At 71.3% G+C, this 14,623-nt stretch carries 12 protein-coding genes; 8 read left to right on the top strand and 4 right to left on the bottom strand.

Features of this window, described 5'->3' with window-relative positions:
* The first annotated feature begins 2 nt into the window (after nt 1-2).
* A complete protein-coding gene (locus tag OG393_RS07045) occupies nt 3-2,891 on the top strand; it encodes a vitamin B12-dependent ribonucleotide reductase (protein ID WP_327373772.1) in 2,889 nt (962 codons plus the stop codon).
* A gap of 107 nt (nt 2,892-2,998) precedes the next feature.
* Here OG393_RS07045 and OG393_RS07040 read toward each other — a convergent pair whose 3' ends face one another.
* Nucleotides 2,999-3,529 (bottom strand): TerD family protein, encoded by a 531-nt coding sequence (locus OG393_RS07040; RefSeq protein WP_327373771.1) that lies wholly within the window; start codon nt 3,527-3,529, stop codon nt 2,999-3,001.
* A gap of 91 nt (nt 3,530-3,620) precedes the next feature.
* Nucleotides 3,621-3,782 carry a hypothetical protein gene (locus tag OG393_RS07035; protein ID WP_327373770.1) on the bottom strand — a complete coding sequence of 54 codons (162 nt, stop codon included), beginning with the start codon at nt 3,780-3,782 and terminating at the stop codon, nt 3,621-3,623.
* A gap of 98 nt (nt 3,783-3,880) precedes the next feature.
* Here OG393_RS07035 and OG393_RS07030 point away from each other — a divergent pair, with 98 nt between their 5' ends.
* The 7 genes from OG393_RS07030 to OG393_RS07000 all read left to right on the top strand — a co-directional run bounded on the left by OG393_RS07030 (nt 3,881) and on the right by OG393_RS07000 (nt 11,448).
* Complete coding sequence (locus OG393_RS07030) at nt 3,881-4,714, top strand: arylamine N-acetyltransferase family protein (RefSeq protein ID WP_327373769.1); 834 nt, start codon at nt 3,881-3,883, stop codon at nt 4,712-4,714.
* A 33-nt stretch (nt 4,715-4,747) separates the two neighbouring features.
* The gene (locus tag OG393_RS07025; RefSeq protein WP_327373768.1) at nt 4,748-5,353 is read left to right on the top strand and encodes a YdbC family protein; all 606 of its coding nucleotides are present in this window, start codon (nt 4,748-4,750) and stop codon (nt 5,351-5,353) included.
* A gap of 328 nt (nt 5,354-5,681) precedes the next feature.
* Entirely contained in the window at nt 5,682-6,341 is a 660-nt protein-coding gene (locus OG393_RS07020; RefSeq protein ID WP_327373767.1) for a histidine phosphatase family protein, read from the top strand.
* A 12-nt stretch (nt 6,342-6,353) separates the two neighbouring features.
* Entirely contained in the window at nt 6,354-7,268 is a 915-nt protein-coding gene (locus OG393_RS07015; RefSeq protein ID WP_327373766.1) for an ADP-ribosylglycohydrolase family protein, read from the top strand.
* A gap of 225 nt (nt 7,269-7,493) precedes the next feature.
* Entirely contained in the window at nt 7,494-9,341 is a 1,848-nt protein-coding gene (locus OG393_RS07010; protein WP_327373765.1) for a DUF4153 domain-containing protein, read from the top strand.
* A gap of 673 nt (nt 9,342-10,014) precedes the next feature.
* Nucleotides 10,015-10,722, top strand: a complete 708-nt coding sequence (locus OG393_RS07005) for a ribonuclease HII (RefSeq protein WP_327373763.1) — start codon at nt 10,015-10,017, stop codon at nt 10,720-10,722.
* A 93-nt stretch (nt 10,723-10,815) separates the two neighbouring features.
* A complete protein-coding gene (locus tag OG393_RS07000) occupies nt 10,816-11,448 on the top strand; it encodes a hypothetical protein (RefSeq protein ID WP_327373762.1) in 633 nt (210 codons plus the stop codon).
* Between the two features lie 83 nt (nt 11,449-11,531).
* On the opposite strand, the gene OG393_RS06995 is transcribed toward OG393_RS07000, so the two are convergent.
* Together OG393_RS06995 and OG393_RS06990 are read right to left on the bottom strand one after the other, a co-directional pair.
* Nucleotides 11,532-12,161, bottom strand: a complete 630-nt coding sequence (locus OG393_RS06995) for a hypothetical protein (protein WP_327373761.1) — start codon at nt 12,159-12,161, stop codon at nt 11,532-11,534.
* A gap of 216 nt (nt 12,162-12,377) precedes the next feature.
* Nucleotides 12,378-14,561, bottom strand: coding sequence for a RecQ family ATP-dependent DNA helicase (locus OG393_RS06990; RefSeq protein WP_327373760.1), 2,184 nt, complete (start codon nt 14,559-14,561; stop codon nt 12,378-12,380).
* Between the last annotated feature and the right edge of the window lie 62 nt (nt 14,562-14,623).

Below are 14,623 nucleotides of genomic sequence, written 5' to 3'. Positions count from 1 at the left end.
GCATGACAGAGACGGCGAGCGGTCCGGCACGAGGTTCCCGCGCCAAGGGGACCAAGACGGCCAAGGGCCTGCGCATCGAGCGCATCCACACCACCCCCGGAGTGCATCCGTACGACGAGGTGGTCTGGGAGCGTCGTGACGTCGTCATGACCAACTGGCGCGACGGCTCGGTCAACTTCGAGCAGCGTGGCGTCGAGTTCCCCGACTTCTGGTCGGTGAACGCGGTCAACATCGTCACCAGCAAGTACTTCCGCGGGGCCGTCGGCACCCCGCAGCGCGAGACCGGCCTGAAGCAGCTGATCGACCGGATCGTGAAGACGTACACCAAGGCCGGCGAGGAGCACGGCTACTTCGCCTCGCCCGCCGACGCCGAGATCTTCGAGCACGAGCTGGCCTACGCCCTCCTGCACCAGATCTTCAGCTTCAACTCCCCGGTGTGGTTCAACGTCGGCACGCCGCAGCCCCAGCAGGTCTCCGCCTGCTTCATCCTGTCCGTCGACGACTCCATGGAGTCGATCCTCGACTGGTACAAGGAAGAGGGCATGATCTTCAAGGGCGGCTCCGGCGCCGGTCTGAACCTCTCCCGGATCCGCTCCTCCAAGGAGCTTCTCTCCTCCGGCGGCAACGCCTCCGGCCCGGTCTCCTTCATGCGCGGTGCCGACGCCTCCGCCGGGACGATCAAGTCGGGCGGCGCGACCCGCCGGGCGGCCAAGATGGTCATCCTCGACGTCGACCACCCCGACATCGAGGACTTCATCGAGACCAAGGTCAAGGAGGAGGAGAAGATCCGCGCCCTGCGCGACGCGGGCTTCGACATGGACCTGGGCGGCGACGACATCACGTCCGTCCAGTACCAGAACGCCAACAACTCCGTCCGTGTGAACGACACCTTCATGAAGGCCGTCGAGTCCGCCGGGAAGTTCGGCCTCACCTCCCGCATGACCGGCGAGGTCATCGAGGAGGTCGAGGCCAGGTCGCTGTTCCGCAAGATGGCCGAGGCCGCCTGGGCCTGCGCGGACCCGGGCATCCAGTACGACGACACGATCAACCGCTGGCACACCTGCCCGGAGTCCGGCCGGATCAACGGCTCGAACCCCTGCAGCGAGTACATGCACCTGGACAACACGTCCTGCAACCTCGCGTCGCTGAACCTGATGAAGTTCCTCAAGGACGACGGCAAGGGCAGCCAGTCGTTCGAGTCCGAGCGCTTCTCCAAGGTCGTCGAGCTCGTCATCACCGCGATGGACATCTCCATCTGCTTCGCCGACTTCCCCACCCAGAAGATCGGTGAGAACACCCGCGCCTTCCGCCAGCTCGGCATCGGCTACGCCAACCTCGGCGCCCTGCTGATGGCGACGGGCCACGCGTACGACTCCGACGGCGGCCGTGCGCTCGCCGGCGCCATCACCTCGCTGATGACCGGAACCTCCTACCGGCGTTCCGCCGAGCTCGCCGCGGTCGTCGGCCCGTACGACGGCTACGCCCGCAACGCCGAGCCGCACCAGCGCGTCATGAAGCAGCACGCCGACGCCAACACCGTGGCCGTCCGCATGGACGACCTCGACTCGCCGGTCTGGGCCGCCGCCACGGAGGCATGGCAGGACGTGATCCGTCTCGGCGCGAAGAACGGCTTCCGCAACGCCCAGGCGTCGGTCATCGCCCCGACCGGCACCATCGGTCTGGCGATGTCCTGCGACACCACCGGCCTCGAGCCCGACCTGGCCCTGGTCAAGTTCAAGAAGCTGGTCGGCGGCGGCTCGATGCAGATCGTCAACGGCACCGTCCCGCAGGCCCTGCGCCGCCTGGGCTACCAGGAGGAGCAGATCGAGGCGATCGTCGCCCACATCGCCGAGCACGGCAACGTGATCGACGCCCCGGGCCTGAAGACCGAGCACTACGAGGTCTTCGACTGCGCCATGGGCGAGCGTTCCATCTCCGCGATGGGCCACGTGCGCATGATGGCCGCGATCCAGCCCTGGATCTCCGGCGCCCTCTCCAAGACCGTGAACCTGCCGGAGTCGGCCACGGTCGAGGACGTCGAGGAGGTCTACTTCGAGGCGTGGAAGATGGGCGTCAAGGCGCTCGCGATCTACCGCGACAACTGCAAGGTCGGCCAGCCTCTCTCCGCCAAGAAGAAGGAGGAGGAGAAGACCGAGGTCACCGCGAAGACCGAGGCGACGATCCGCGAGGCCGTCGAGAAGGTCGTGGAGTACCGCCCGGTCCGCAAGCGCCTGCCCAAGGGCCGCCCGGGGATCACCACCTCCTTCACGGTCGGCGGCGCCGAGGGCTACATGACCGCCAACTCCTACCCGGACGACGGTCTCGGCGAGGTCTTCCTGAAGATGTCGAAGCAGGGCTCGACCCTCGCGGGCATGATGGACGCCTTCTCCATCGCCGTCTCGGTGGGCCTCCAGTACGGCGTCCCGCTGGAGACCTACGTCTCGAAGTTCACCAACATGCGCTTCGAGCCGGCCGGCATGACGGACGACCCGGACGTGCGGATGGCGCAGTCGATCGTCGACTACATCTTCCGCCGCCTGGCGCTGGACTTCCTCCCCTTCGAGACCCGCTCCGCGCTCGGCATCCACTCCGCCGAGGAGCGTCAGCGTCACCTGGAGACGGGCTCGTACGAGCAGAGCGTCGAGGACGTCGACCTGGATGTCGAGGGTCTGGCCCAGTCCGCCCCCCGCCAGACGGAGCCCCTGAAGGCCGTCTCCCAGGTCGCCGAGATCCCGGCGGCGAAGCAGGCGCACACCTCGGCGGAACTCGTCGAGATGCAGCTGGGCATCAGCGCGGACGCGCCGCTCTGCTTCTCCTGCGGCACGAAGATGCAGCGCGCGGGCTCCTGCTATATCTGCGAGGGCTGCGGCTCCACCAGCGGCTGCAGCTGATACCGGGCGGAATTGCGTCGGACGCGACACCCGACGTAGCCGAACCCGAAGCGTGCTCGTCGAAAGGGAGGGGCCGCCGAACCCGGCGGCCCCTCCCGGCTTCGTGCTCAGGCGGGGCGGGAGCCCATCACCGTCGCGAAGGTCCGCGGGTCCGCGTCGAAGCCGCGCCGGATCGAACGGTACGACCAGCCGTCCGCCCCGTTGCGGGTGAACTCCATGACGGTGGCCGCCGTCGCGCCGGGCACGTCGTCGAAGCCGTGTGCCGCCAGTTCCGTGTACCCCTCGCGTACCCGGACCCCGGTATGGGCCACCTCCCCGAACGTCAGGCGCCCGTCGCCCTGCTGTATGGCCACCCCCACCACCACGCGCACGTAGCGAGGTGCGAGCCGCTCCAGCTCCAGGACCATCGCCTCGTCGTAGCCGAAGCCCTGTCCCGTACGGCTGTCCCGCGTCAGGGTGATCGTGCCGTCGGGCGAACGGCTGTCGAAGTGGACCAGGTAGTCCGGCGCTCCGTGCGGGTCATCCGCCGTGTAGACCCCGGCGACGAGGTCCAGGTCATGCGGCGGAGCGCCGATCGGGCTGGGGTCCCACTTGAGCGTCACCTCGACCTTGCCGACCCCCTTGTTGAGACCGCTCACCGTGAATCCCCTCTCTCGTGTGCGACGCGTGTGCCGCCGTCCAGTCAACTGCCCTTGGTCCTGGGCAGCTTGCTCATGGTGCCATGCGTGCTCAGTGCGGGTGTCGCCGCGGCGGACGCTGTCGTGCGACCTCGTCCCGGACCTCCGCGACGGCGCCGCCGACCCGCCGCCCCGGGCGGGTGCCCTCGACAGGGTCGGGATACAGGCAACGCCGGGCGAGGCCCTGGAGCTCGAAGGCGAAGTAGAGCGACACCAAGGGATGGACGAACAGCTCGCTGCCCGCCCCCGCAGGTCGAAAGGCCGGTTGGTGTGCAGCACGGTCACGACGAATAAGGTGCTGATCGAACGGACTTGAGGGGGGACCATATGTGGAGCGGTGACGAGCTGGACCTCGACGCCTATCTGGAGCGGATCGACTACGAAGGGGACCTCGGCCCGACGGCCGACGTGTTGCGCGCGCTGCACCGGGCCCACGTGGCGGCGATCCCCTTCGAGAACCTCGATGTGGCCCTCGGGCGGGAGGTACCGCTCGATGTGAGGAGCCTGCAGGCCAAGCTCGTCGACCGCCGCCGGGGCGGCTACTGCTACGAGCAGAACTCCCTCTTCGCCGCCGTCCTGGAACGGATCGGATTCCCGGTCACCGGACGGGGCGCCCGCAACCGCACGCGAGGCATCGCGCTGCTGCCCGTGACCCACGCGATCCTGGTCGTGACGGTGGACGGCGAGCCGTGGCTCGTGGACACCGGATTCGGACAGCAGGGTCTGCTCGAACCGATCCCGCTGCGCGACGGCGCCAGGGCCGAACAGGGCGGGTGGACCTTCGCGATCGGCGTCGAGGACGAGGGCATCCACGTGCTGCGCGCGCTGCGCCCCGAAGGCTGGACGGATCTCTACGCCTTCGCGCCGCAGACCCTCTATCCTCCTGACTTCACCGTGATGAACCACTACAGCTCCGGTCACCCGCGGTCGCCGTTCGTCGGCAAGGTGGTGGCGCAGCGTCCCGGAACGGGAGTCCGCCGGTCACTGGTCCGGAATCTGCTCACCGTGGTGCGGACGGACGGGTCCGGTGACGAACGGAAGGTGGGCCCGGCGGAGTTGGTGCGGACGCTCTCCGACGTCTTCGGCATCGAGGTGGACGCCGAAGAGGCGGCCGGTCTCGTCCGCGTGCACTCCGCCGTAGTCTGACGGCGGCCCGCCCCGGCCCCGTACGATGGCGCGGTGCTGGTCAAGTGGATTCGCTGCACCGTGGTGGACCGTCGGGGGTTCGAGCGGGGACAGCGGAAATGGGCGGGGCTGCTGGGTGAGCCGGGATTCCGGGGACAGGGCGGCGGGTGGAGCCGCGCGCGGCCCGGAGTCGCCCATGTGTTCGCCTTCTGGGAGAGTCGTGCCTTCTACGACTCCTTCATGGCGCGGTCGCACGACCGGCTCGCCGCGTCGCAGGCGGGCACCTTCAAGAACGCCCAGGCCAGGCTCTTCGACTACCGCTTCGACGTGAAGACCGGCTTCGAACCGAGGTTCACTGACGCCGACGTGGCACGGGTCGCGCACTGCCGGGTCCACGAGGAGCGCGCCGAGCACTTCGCGCTGATGCAGGAGAAGGTGTGGAACCCGGCGATGGCCGGGTCTCCCGGGATGCTACGCGGGGTGTTCGGTGAGGCCCCGGGCCATGAGTTCCTGGTGCTGTCGATGTGGCGGTCCGCCGCCGAGCACGGCAAGTACCGGGTGGAGCGCATCGAGAGGCTGGGGCTCCGGGCCCAGACGGACGCCGACGTGGCGTCGTTGAGCGGGGACGTGGTGCAGCTCGAACCGTCCTGGACGGTGTGACCCTCCGGGACGGTGCGCCCATGCCGGAAACCGCCGGGGCGGACGACCGGCTCTCGGCGGGACGGTGCGCGACGGCCCACGGGGCTCGGGGGTGGTACCGGGCTACGGGGCGTGACGGCGGGCGGCGCGTGTGGTTCCGAGCCGGTGGGAGGTGCGGGCGGGGGACGGTGCGCGTGGTGTGCGCGGGCGGCGGGGAACGTCGGCCCCGGCCGGCCGCGCCCCCGCGTGGCAGGCCCGGGCGAGCCGCGCGCGTTCGCGCCCAGGGCACGTCCACACCCGCGGCGCTCCGATCCGGGCGGATCGGCACCGCGCAGCCTAGGGTCGACGCATGGCACGACCGCGGCGCATCGTTCTCGTTCGGCACGGAGAATCGGAAGGCAACGCCGATGACACGGTGTACGAACGGGAGCCCGACCACGCGCTCAGACTGACCGAGACCGGATGGCGGCAGGCGGAGGAGACGGGACGGCGGCTGCGGGACCTCTTCGGCGGGGAGGGCGTCAGCGCCTACGTCTCGCCGTACCGCCGCACCCATGACACCTTCCGCGCCTTCCGCCTCGACCCGGAGCACGTGCGGGTGAGGGAGGAACCGAGGCTGCGGGAGCAGGACTGGGGAAACTGGCAGGACCGGGACGACGTCAGGCTCCAGAAGGCGTACCGGGACGCTTACGGGCACTTCTTCTACCGCTTCGCCCAGGGCGAGTCGGGCGCCGACGTGTACGACCGGGTCGGCGCGTTCCTGGAGAGCCTCTACCGGAGCTTCGAGGCCCCCGACCACCCGCCGAACGTGCTGCTGGTCACGCACGGGCTGACGATGCGGCTGTTCTGCATGCGGTGGTTCCACTGGACGGTGGCCGACTTCGAGTCCCTGTCCAATCCGGGCAACGGCGAGACGAGGACACTGCTGCTCGGCGAGGACGGCCGATATCGGCTTGACCGGCAGTTCGAACGCTGGCGTGCCCCGGAACCGTACGGCCACACCGGATAGAGTGGCAGGGCGATGACCGCTGACTCCTCTCCCGACCGGCGCTTCGACCGCGCCCTCGCCAGCCTCCGTGGACTGGCCGTGGGGGACGCCCTGGGCTCCCAGTTCTTCGTCCCCGTCAACTATCCGCTGCTCAAACGACGCGAGCTGCCGGGCGGTCCCTGGCAGTGGACCGACGACACCGAGATGGCCTGTTCCGTCCTGGCCGTGCTGGCACGGCACGACCGGATCGACCAGGACGCGCTCGCTCAGTCGTTCGCCGAGCGACACGACTTCGACCGGGGCTACGGCCCCGCGGTGAACCGGATGCTCCGCCTCATCCGGGAGGGCGGCGACTGGCGCGAGCTGGCCGCGGCCCTGTTCAACGGCCAGGGCTCGTGGGGCAACGGCGCGGCCATGCGTATCGCCCCGCTCGGCGCCTGGTACGCGGACGACCCGGAGCAGGCGACGCACCAGGCCGAGATCTCCGCCTACACCACCCATCAGCACCGCGAGGCCGTCGTCGGGGCCATGGCCGTGGCCGCCGCGGCGGCGCTGGCCGCGAACCCGGCCGGTCCGCCGAGCCCCACGGAGCTGCTCGACGGAGTGATCGCCCTGGTGCCCCGCAGCGCCGTCGGCGCGGGCCTGCGCCGCGCGCGTGACATGCTCGACTACGGGGACGCGGGCACGGTGGCCGCCGTCCTGGGCAGCGGCCGGCGCACGAGCGCGCACGACACCGTGCCGTTCGCACTGTGGTCGGCCGCGCGCGGGCTCGACGACTTCGAGCGGGTCTTCTGGACGACCGTGCAGGTGGGCGGCGACGTGGACACCACGTGTGCGATCGCGGGCGGTGTGGTCGCCGCCGCCGCGGGCATCGGCGCACCTCCCGCCACCTGGTCGGAACAGACCGAGGCCCTCCCGGACTGGCTTTTGGCCGGTACCTCTTCCTGAACCGTCCGGGCCTTTCGGGACGACTCGACTCGCGAGTGCCGTGTTCGATCGGGGCGCAGTGTCACGGTCCCGCCACAGCGCCGTCCGGCCCCGGCCAGGGAGCCGGACCGGCGTTTGGAGTCGGCCACTTCGTAGCGCTGATCATGAGAGGCGCGCCGACGAGACGCCCGGACCGCAGCCTTCCGTCGCCATGGTCCTGCCGGGACCGGGCCGGGAGGGGGCCCCGTGTCCGACACACCGTCCGCAGCACCACCGCCGCCGGAGGACCGCGGTCCTGCCGGGACCACACCGGTACCGGAACAGGGCCATGCGCGGGAGCACGGGCCGGGGCCGGCGGACGTTCCGGCCCCCACGTCGGGGGCGGGTCGGGAAACCGGCGCCAGGTCCGCCAAGGCGTCGGAGACCGGCGCGGGTCCGGCACCCGGTACGGTCCCGGTGGCCACGTCCGTCGGACAGGCCGGGCCTCCGCGCCAGCGGGCGGGTGCCACCCCTTCCGGTGGACCCGTAGCGCACGGCCCCGGAGGGGCGGTTGCGCAGCCGCCGCGGACGCCTCCACCTCCGAGTCTCGGCCGGTTCGCAGCCCTGCGCCCCGCCGATCCTTCCCCGGTGACGGCCTCGACCCTCTGGGGCGTCCTGGCCACCGGCCTCCTCAGCGCGCTGCTCCTCGACGAGGGCCCCGGACCGAACGTGCTGATCGTGGCCGTGCCCGCGATCCTCGCCGCCTCGTTCGCCGCGCGTGCGTCGGGACGCCGGCTTCGCCCCTGGACGCTCGTCTGGGCCGTCGGCGGACTGGCGCTCCTCGCCGTACCCGCCCTGAACGACGCCGGCCGGCCGACCTTCCTCGCCCTCGTCTCCGCTCTCGTCCTGACCTCGTTCGCCCTTCACGGAGGCGGGGGCTGGCCGAGCATCCTGTTCGGGCCCGTCGGTCTGGTCGACTCCCTCGGTGCCGGAACGTCCTGGGTCTGGCGCGGCGTGCGGGACCGGGCCGGGGCCTCCCGCGGCCGATGGGGACCGGTTCTGCGGACGACCGGTGTGGCGCTCGTCCTGCTGGTCGTCTTCGGCGCCCTGTTCGCCGGAGCCGACGCGGCCTTCGCGGACCTGCTCGGCTCCATGATCCCGGACGCCTCGCCGGTCCAGGCACCCTGGAGGCTGTCGTTCTTCCTGCTCGGCATCGGCGGCGCCGTCGCGGTCGCCCGTACCGCCGCCGCCCCGCTGCGCTGGGACCGCACGGTCATCGCGCCCGGACGGGCACGTGGGAGGCTGGAATGGGCCCTTCCTCTGCTCGTCATGAACCTGCTCTTCGCGGCCTTCAACGCGGTCCAGCTCGCCGCGCTCTTCGGCGGGTACGACAAGGTCCTCAGCGAAACCGGGCTGACCTACGCCCAGTACGCGCGGCAGGGCTTCTGGCAGCTCCTCACGGCTACTCTGCTCACCCTCGTCGTGATCGCCTTCGCCCTGCGCTGGGCGCCCCACTCCGGCAGGCGTGACGTCAGCCTCGTCCGTGCCGTGCTCGGAACGTTCTGTGTGCCGACCCTCGTCGTCGTCGCGTCCGCCCTGCGCAGGATGGACCTCTACGTCGACGCGTACGGCCTGACCCGGCTGCGCGTGTCGGTCGCCGCGATGGAGATGTGGCTGGGCCTGGTGCTCCTGCTGATCATGGTCGCGGGAGTGTTCGGGGCACGTCTCCTGTCACGCGCCCTGGCTGTCAGCGCCGCGCTGGCCGTCCTGGTCTTCGGGCTGGTCTCGCCGGACGCGCTGGTCGCCGAGCGCAACGTGGAACGCTACGACCGTCTTGGCAAGATCGATCTACGGTACCTCCAGGGGCTCTCGGCCGACGCGGTCCCCGCCTTGGACGAGTTGCCCGAGCCGCAGCGCTCCTGCGCCCTCAAGGAGATCGAGGCCCGGCTCCGTGAGGACGACGGCCATCGGTACGCCACGAGCCGGTCGGAGGCCAGGGCCCGCGCGATCCTGGCCGCTCGAGGGATCGACCCGAATCCCGGCACCTGCGTCGGAGCGGTCCCACGGGAGGACTTCCTGCCCTCTGGGCAGGACGACCCGTTCGGCGCTTCCTGACGGGCCTCCTCGCCGGGGGCCCGCGCCCCCGCTCCGTCGAGGACCCGGAGGGGGCCGCGTCCGCCAGGTGGCCACCCGGCGGACTTCCCCGCTCCCACTCCTCGTGATGAGAGGAGCGGGTCCGCGGTCCGGTGGTTCGCCGTGCCATCGCCGTACCCCGGGCCGCTACCAGGAGGGCCAGGCCGGCCCACCGCCCGTCCGCTGCGCGACGACCTCTGCGAGCTGTGCAGACGGGTTCGGGACGCGAAGGGCTCCGGGCTGTGCTTCGCCCCGCGTGGTCGTTCACGAATGCGACAGCGAGGCTGCCGACTGGCCGCCGACTGCTTCAGGAGCTGGGCTTCAGCGGAGTGACCGAGCCCTCCGTCCGGTGCTTCCGGAGCGTTGTGGAGCGGTGTCTCTGGAGCGGCCGAGTGTGGGGCCGTCGCACCGGTGACCTGTGGACTCGGCTGTACTCGACGTCATTTCGGCGCTGATGACGCACCGTTCGAGAATGTGCGGCAGCGAAGGGTGGAGATCGAGATCGTTGCCGTGATCGACGATGCCGCGGTGCCGCTGGTGAGCACGGCGGCCACCCGCGCGGGCCGCGTACGGCGCTCGTGAGGGGTTCGCCCGGCATCGGAGGGGGAATCCGGGTATCGCTGGCGGGGCCCCTCGGCGTACCCTTGCTGGCGCCATGCCGTACGAACCACCCACCCACACCGTCGAGCGGTCGCTCCGAGCCACCACCGGCGCCAGGATCGTCGCCGGGGTCGACGAGGTCGGTCGCGGCGCGTGGGCCGGACCCGTCACGGTGTGCGCGGCCGTCACCGGACTGCGTCGGCCCCCCGCGGGGCTCACGGACTCCAAACTGATCACGCCCAGACGTCGTACCGCCCTGGCCGAGGAGCTCGAGAAGTGGGTCACCGCCTACGCACTCGGGGACGCCTCGCCCGAGGAGATCGACGCGCTCGGCATGACCGCGGCGCTGCGGCTGGCCGCGGTGCGCGCGCTGGAGGGCCTGCCGGTGCGTCCGGACGCGGTGATCCTCGACGGCAAGCACGACTACCTGGGAAGCCCCTGGAAGGTCCGTACGGTGATCAAGGGCGATCAGTCCTGTGTCGCCGTCGCCGCGGCGTCCGTCCTCGCCAAGGTGCGGCGCGACGCGTTGATGGCCGGACTGGAGGCCGAGGCGGAATGCTCCGCCTACGCCTTCGGGGCCAACGCGGGCTACCCTTCGCCGGTGCACAAGGCGGCTCTGGAGGAGCGGGGACCCACCCGGTATCACCGCCTCTCCTGGTCGTACCTCGACGCACTGCCCCGGTGGCGGCACCTCAAGAAGGTCCGTGTCTCCGCCGAGGCGGTCGCAAGGGAATACGGGGGCCAACTCGGCTTCGATTTCTGAACCACCCGGCGGAGTCCGCCTCGGCAGCCGGGTCGCACGATTTGCACCAACCCGCCGGATCGCATCGCACCGGCGTTTGATAGACATCCACCCATGCCTCTCATCCCCGAGGAGCCTCAGATTCACGAGAGTGCCCAGGGTCCCCGCGCCGCTACGGCCGCCGGTCGCCCCGTGCCGAGTCCCCGTCCCGTACCCGGACCGCGTTCCGCGACCGCACCGCGGCCCGGACGTCCCGTCCCCGGACCGGCCAGGCCCGGTCCGCCGGTACAGCGCCAGCACCCCGGTGCCGGCCAGTCGACACCGTCCGGCCCGGAGAAACGTTCCGAGCAGCCGTCCGGCCCGCAGATCCAGCTGATCCCCGCTTCCTTCGAAGGTGCGCTCGACGCGGCCGAAGAGGCCGTGGACCTCCTCCTGGAGTCCGGTCGCGCACCGGGCGAGATCCTGCTGCTCACCACCGGCGAGCAACACCCCTGGGCAGCACATGAGCTGTCCTTCGGAGAAGCCGCCTACTGGGCGCAGCAGGACGCCCACGACGACGTCTTCTTCGCGGACGCCGCCGCGGTGGGACAGGTGGCCGCCCGGCCCGTGGTGGTCGTGGCCGTCAACGGCGGAGCCGACGAGGCCACCGCCGGTTTCCTGCCCCTCGCGGCGGGACGCGCCACCTCGCTGCTCATCGTCTGCGGCGACCCGCAGCGCATCAACGCCGTGCTCGACGTGCGTGTCTGAGCCGCCACGCCGTACGCGGTCCTGACCCGGCCGCCCCTGGAGGGCGGCCGGGCCGTGCCGACCGGTCCGCTGCGTGAAAGGTCTCAGCGTGCCGCGGCGCGGCGCAGAGGTTCGGCGGCGCCACCGGCCGTCCGCGGGGTGAGCGCACCCAGCTCGGAGGTCGCCTCTCCGAGAGGGACGGGACGGGAGTCGGCGCCTGGCTGCCGACCGCCCCGGCCCTCGCCCAGGACCTGCCAGCCGCCGCGGGTCAGCGTGATGTACGCACCGCAGCGCAGTCCGTGGAGGGTGCACGCGTCACGCAGTCCCCACATCCAGGCGCCGTCCTCCTGGGTCCAGCGCTCGTCACCATCGCGGCAGTAGAGCAGGACCGCGGTCCGTACCGGGGAGCGCCTGCGGAGGTCGTGCGGGATGACCCGGCGCAGATGGGCGAGGAGCGCGTTGCGGAACTCCCAGCCGTCCGCCGGCACGGCGCGACGGACGAACGACGCGCTGGCCGTGAGGCGTTCCTCGGGGTCGAGGACGGCGACGATCGCGGTCGAGGGCGTCGGTCGGTGGCGGCTGTGCAGACCGCTGACGACCTCACGCGGATTGCGCAGTAGCGGGATTCCTGCCGCGGTCCACTCGGCCGGTTCCAGCATCCGAGCGAGGTGGCTGGCGGACCCGGACGACGAACTGATCGAGGTGGCTGCGGACGGAGCGAATCCGAAGGTCACGGTCCTCCCTTCGGAAACGCGCCCGCAGGGCGGGCAGGGTCGAATGAGGGCGCACCACGGCACGGTCCTTCGGGACCGCGTACGGGCCGTGCGGGGCGATGCCCAATTCTTGCTCGGCCTGTGCACGGGCGGCAACGAGCAATTGAGGCCGCTGACTGGAATACGCCGGTATGACTCTCATATCCCTGCCCAGTTGCCCATTGTTCACTCCCTGTTTCACCCCTGGACGGCGAGCACCATCGGGAACACGCCATCCGCCCCTGCCCGGCGCAGCAGACGAGCCGTCACAGCCAGTGTCCAACCGCTGTCCGACAGGTCGTCGACGAGCAGGACGGGACCGTCCGCGGAGGCCAGCCGCTCCGCCAGCTCCGGCGGGACCGTGAGCGCCCGGTGGAGTCCGACCACCCGCTGGGCGCTGTTCGTCCGGGAGATCCGCAACTCCTCCGCCTCCGGCGCGTACTCCACCGAACCGAGCAGTGGCATCCGCCCGACCTCGGCGATCCGGCTGCCGAGCGAGCCCACGAGCCGTGGTCTGCTGCGCGAGGCGACCGTGACCACTCCGGCCGGCCGTGCCGGTGCGTCCGGCTCCCCGGAGGCCCAACCCCCCGGACCTCTGGCCCAGTCGGCGAGCACATGGACCACCGCCTGCACGACATCGTCCGGAACCGGGCCGTCCGCCGACTGTTCCGACAGCATCGGACGCAGCCGGTTACCCCAGCCGATGTCCGAAAGTCTTCCCAGCGCCCTTCCGCCGTAGGACTGTTCGGTCGCGGGGATACGGCCCTTCAGATCGACGCCGACCGCGGCGAGTCCGGTCGGCCACATCTTGCGGGGCTCCACGTCCACCCCGGGGCGTCCGAGCTCGCCCTTGGCGGCGTCGAGCGCGGTGTCGGTCACCTTGGGGTCGAAGCGGGACCCCGCGCAGTTGTCGCAGCGGCCGCACGGGGCCGCCGCCTCGTCGTCGAGCCGACGCCGTAGGAACTCCATCCGGCAACCGGTGGTCGCCGCGTACTCCCGCATGGCCTGCTGTTCGGCCGAACGCTGACGGGCCACCCACGCGTAGCGTTCCGTGTCATAGCTCCAGGGCCGGCCCGTACTCGTCCAGCCGCCCTTCACCCGGTGCACCGCACCGTCCACGTCCAGCACCTTGAGCATCGTCTCCAGCCGCGTGCGGCGCAGTTCGACCAGAGGCTCGAGGGCGGGCAGGGACAGCGGTCGGTCCGCGTGGGCCAGCACGTCCAGGGTGCGGCGCACCTGCTCCTCCGGCGGGAAGGCGACCGAGGCGAAGTACTGCCAGATCGCCTCGTCCTCCTTGCCCGGCAGCAGCAGCACCTCGGCGTGCTCCACGCCACGGCCGGCGCGGCCCACCTGCTGGTAGTACGCGATGGGCGAGGAGGGCGAGCCGAGGTGGACGACGAAGCCGAGGTCCGGCTTGTCGAAGCCCATCCCCAGGGCGGAGGTCGCCACCAGCGCCTTCACCCGGTTCGCCAGCAGGTCCTCCTCGGCCTGCTGGCGTTCGGCGTTCTCGGTGCGTCCCGTGTACGACGACACGGTGTGCCCGCACTGCCGCAGATAGGCCGTCACCTCCTCGGCCGCAGCGACCGTCAGGGTGTAGACGATGCCGGACCCAGGGAGCTCCCCGAGGTGGTCCGCCAGCCAGGCGAGCCGGTGGGCGGCGTCCGGCAGACGCACGACGCCGAGGCTGAGGCTCTCCCGGTCCAGCGGACCGCGCAGCACCAGCGCGTCCGACCCGGCACCCGTCCCGAGCTGCTCGGCCACGTCCGCGGTCACCCGGGCGTTGGCCGTCGCCGTGGTGGCGAGCACCGGCACCCCGGCCGGGAGCTCGGCCAGCATCGTGCGCAGACGCCGGTAGTCCGGCCGGAAGTCGTGACCCCAGTCGGAGATGCAGTGCGCCTCGTCCACCACCAGCAGGCCCGTGGCGGCGGCGAGCCGGGGGAGCACCTGGTCGCGGAAGTCCGGATTGTTGAGCCGCTCGGGGCTGACCAGCAGTACGTCCACCTCGCCCGCGGACACCTCCTGCTGGACCGTCTCCCACTCCTCCGTGTTGGACGAGTTGATGGTGCGGGCGCGGATGCCCGCCCGGGCCGCCGCCTCCACCTGGTTGCGCATCAACGCGAGCAGCGGGGACACGATCACCGTCGGACCGCTGCCCCTCTCGCGCAGCAGCGAGGTCGCCACGAAGTACACGGCGGACTTGCCCCACCCGGTCCGCTGAACGACCAGCGCCCGCCGCTTCTCCGCGACGAGCGCCTCGATGGCGCGCCACTGGTCCTCCCGCAGTCTCGCCTTGCCCGTGGCGTCGCCGACGAGGCGGGCGAGTACGGCATCGGCGGTGGCGCGGAGGGTGGCGCGGTCTTCGGGTCGTTCTGCGTGGGTCATGTCTCCATGCAACCCGATGCCTCGGACATTCGGCGAACGGGCCGCGAATCTGTGGACAACCG

This window comes from Streptomyces sp. NBC_01216 (genome assembly GCF_035994945.1).
In the GTDB taxonomy this organism is placed as follows: domain Bacteria; phylum Actinomycetota; class Actinomycetes; order Streptomycetales; family Streptomycetaceae; genus Streptomyces.
Note: the sequence above shows the minus strand (reverse complement) of the source record. Positions and strands in the feature narration are given on the sequence as shown.

What these genes read in the sequence shown, in the direction of transcription:
- OG393_RS07015 (WP_327373766.1), top strand. Translation starts at nt 6,354, where the DNA reads ATGACCGCTGACTCCTCTCCCGACCGGCGCTTCGACCGCGCCCTCGCC.
- OG393_RS06990 (WP_327373760.1), bottom strand. Translation starts at nt 14,561, where the DNA reads ATGACCCACGCAGAACGACCCGAAGACCGCGCCACCCTCCGCGCCACC.
- OG393_RS07045 (WP_327373772.1), top strand. Translation starts at nt 3, where the DNA reads ATGACAGAGACGGCGAGCGGTCCGGCACGAGGTTCCCGCGCCAAGGGG.
- OG393_RS07020 (WP_327373767.1), top strand. Translation starts at nt 5,682, where the DNA reads ATGGCACGACCGCGGCGCATCGTTCTCGTTCGGCACGGAGAATCGGAA.
- OG393_RS07000 (WP_327373762.1), top strand. Translation starts at nt 10,816, where the DNA reads ATGCCTCTCATCCCCGAGGAGCCTCAGATTCACGAGAGTGCCCAGGGT.
- OG393_RS07005 (WP_327373763.1), top strand. Translation starts at nt 10,015, where the DNA reads ATGCCGTACGAACCACCCACCCACACCGTCGAGCGGTCGCTCCGAGCC.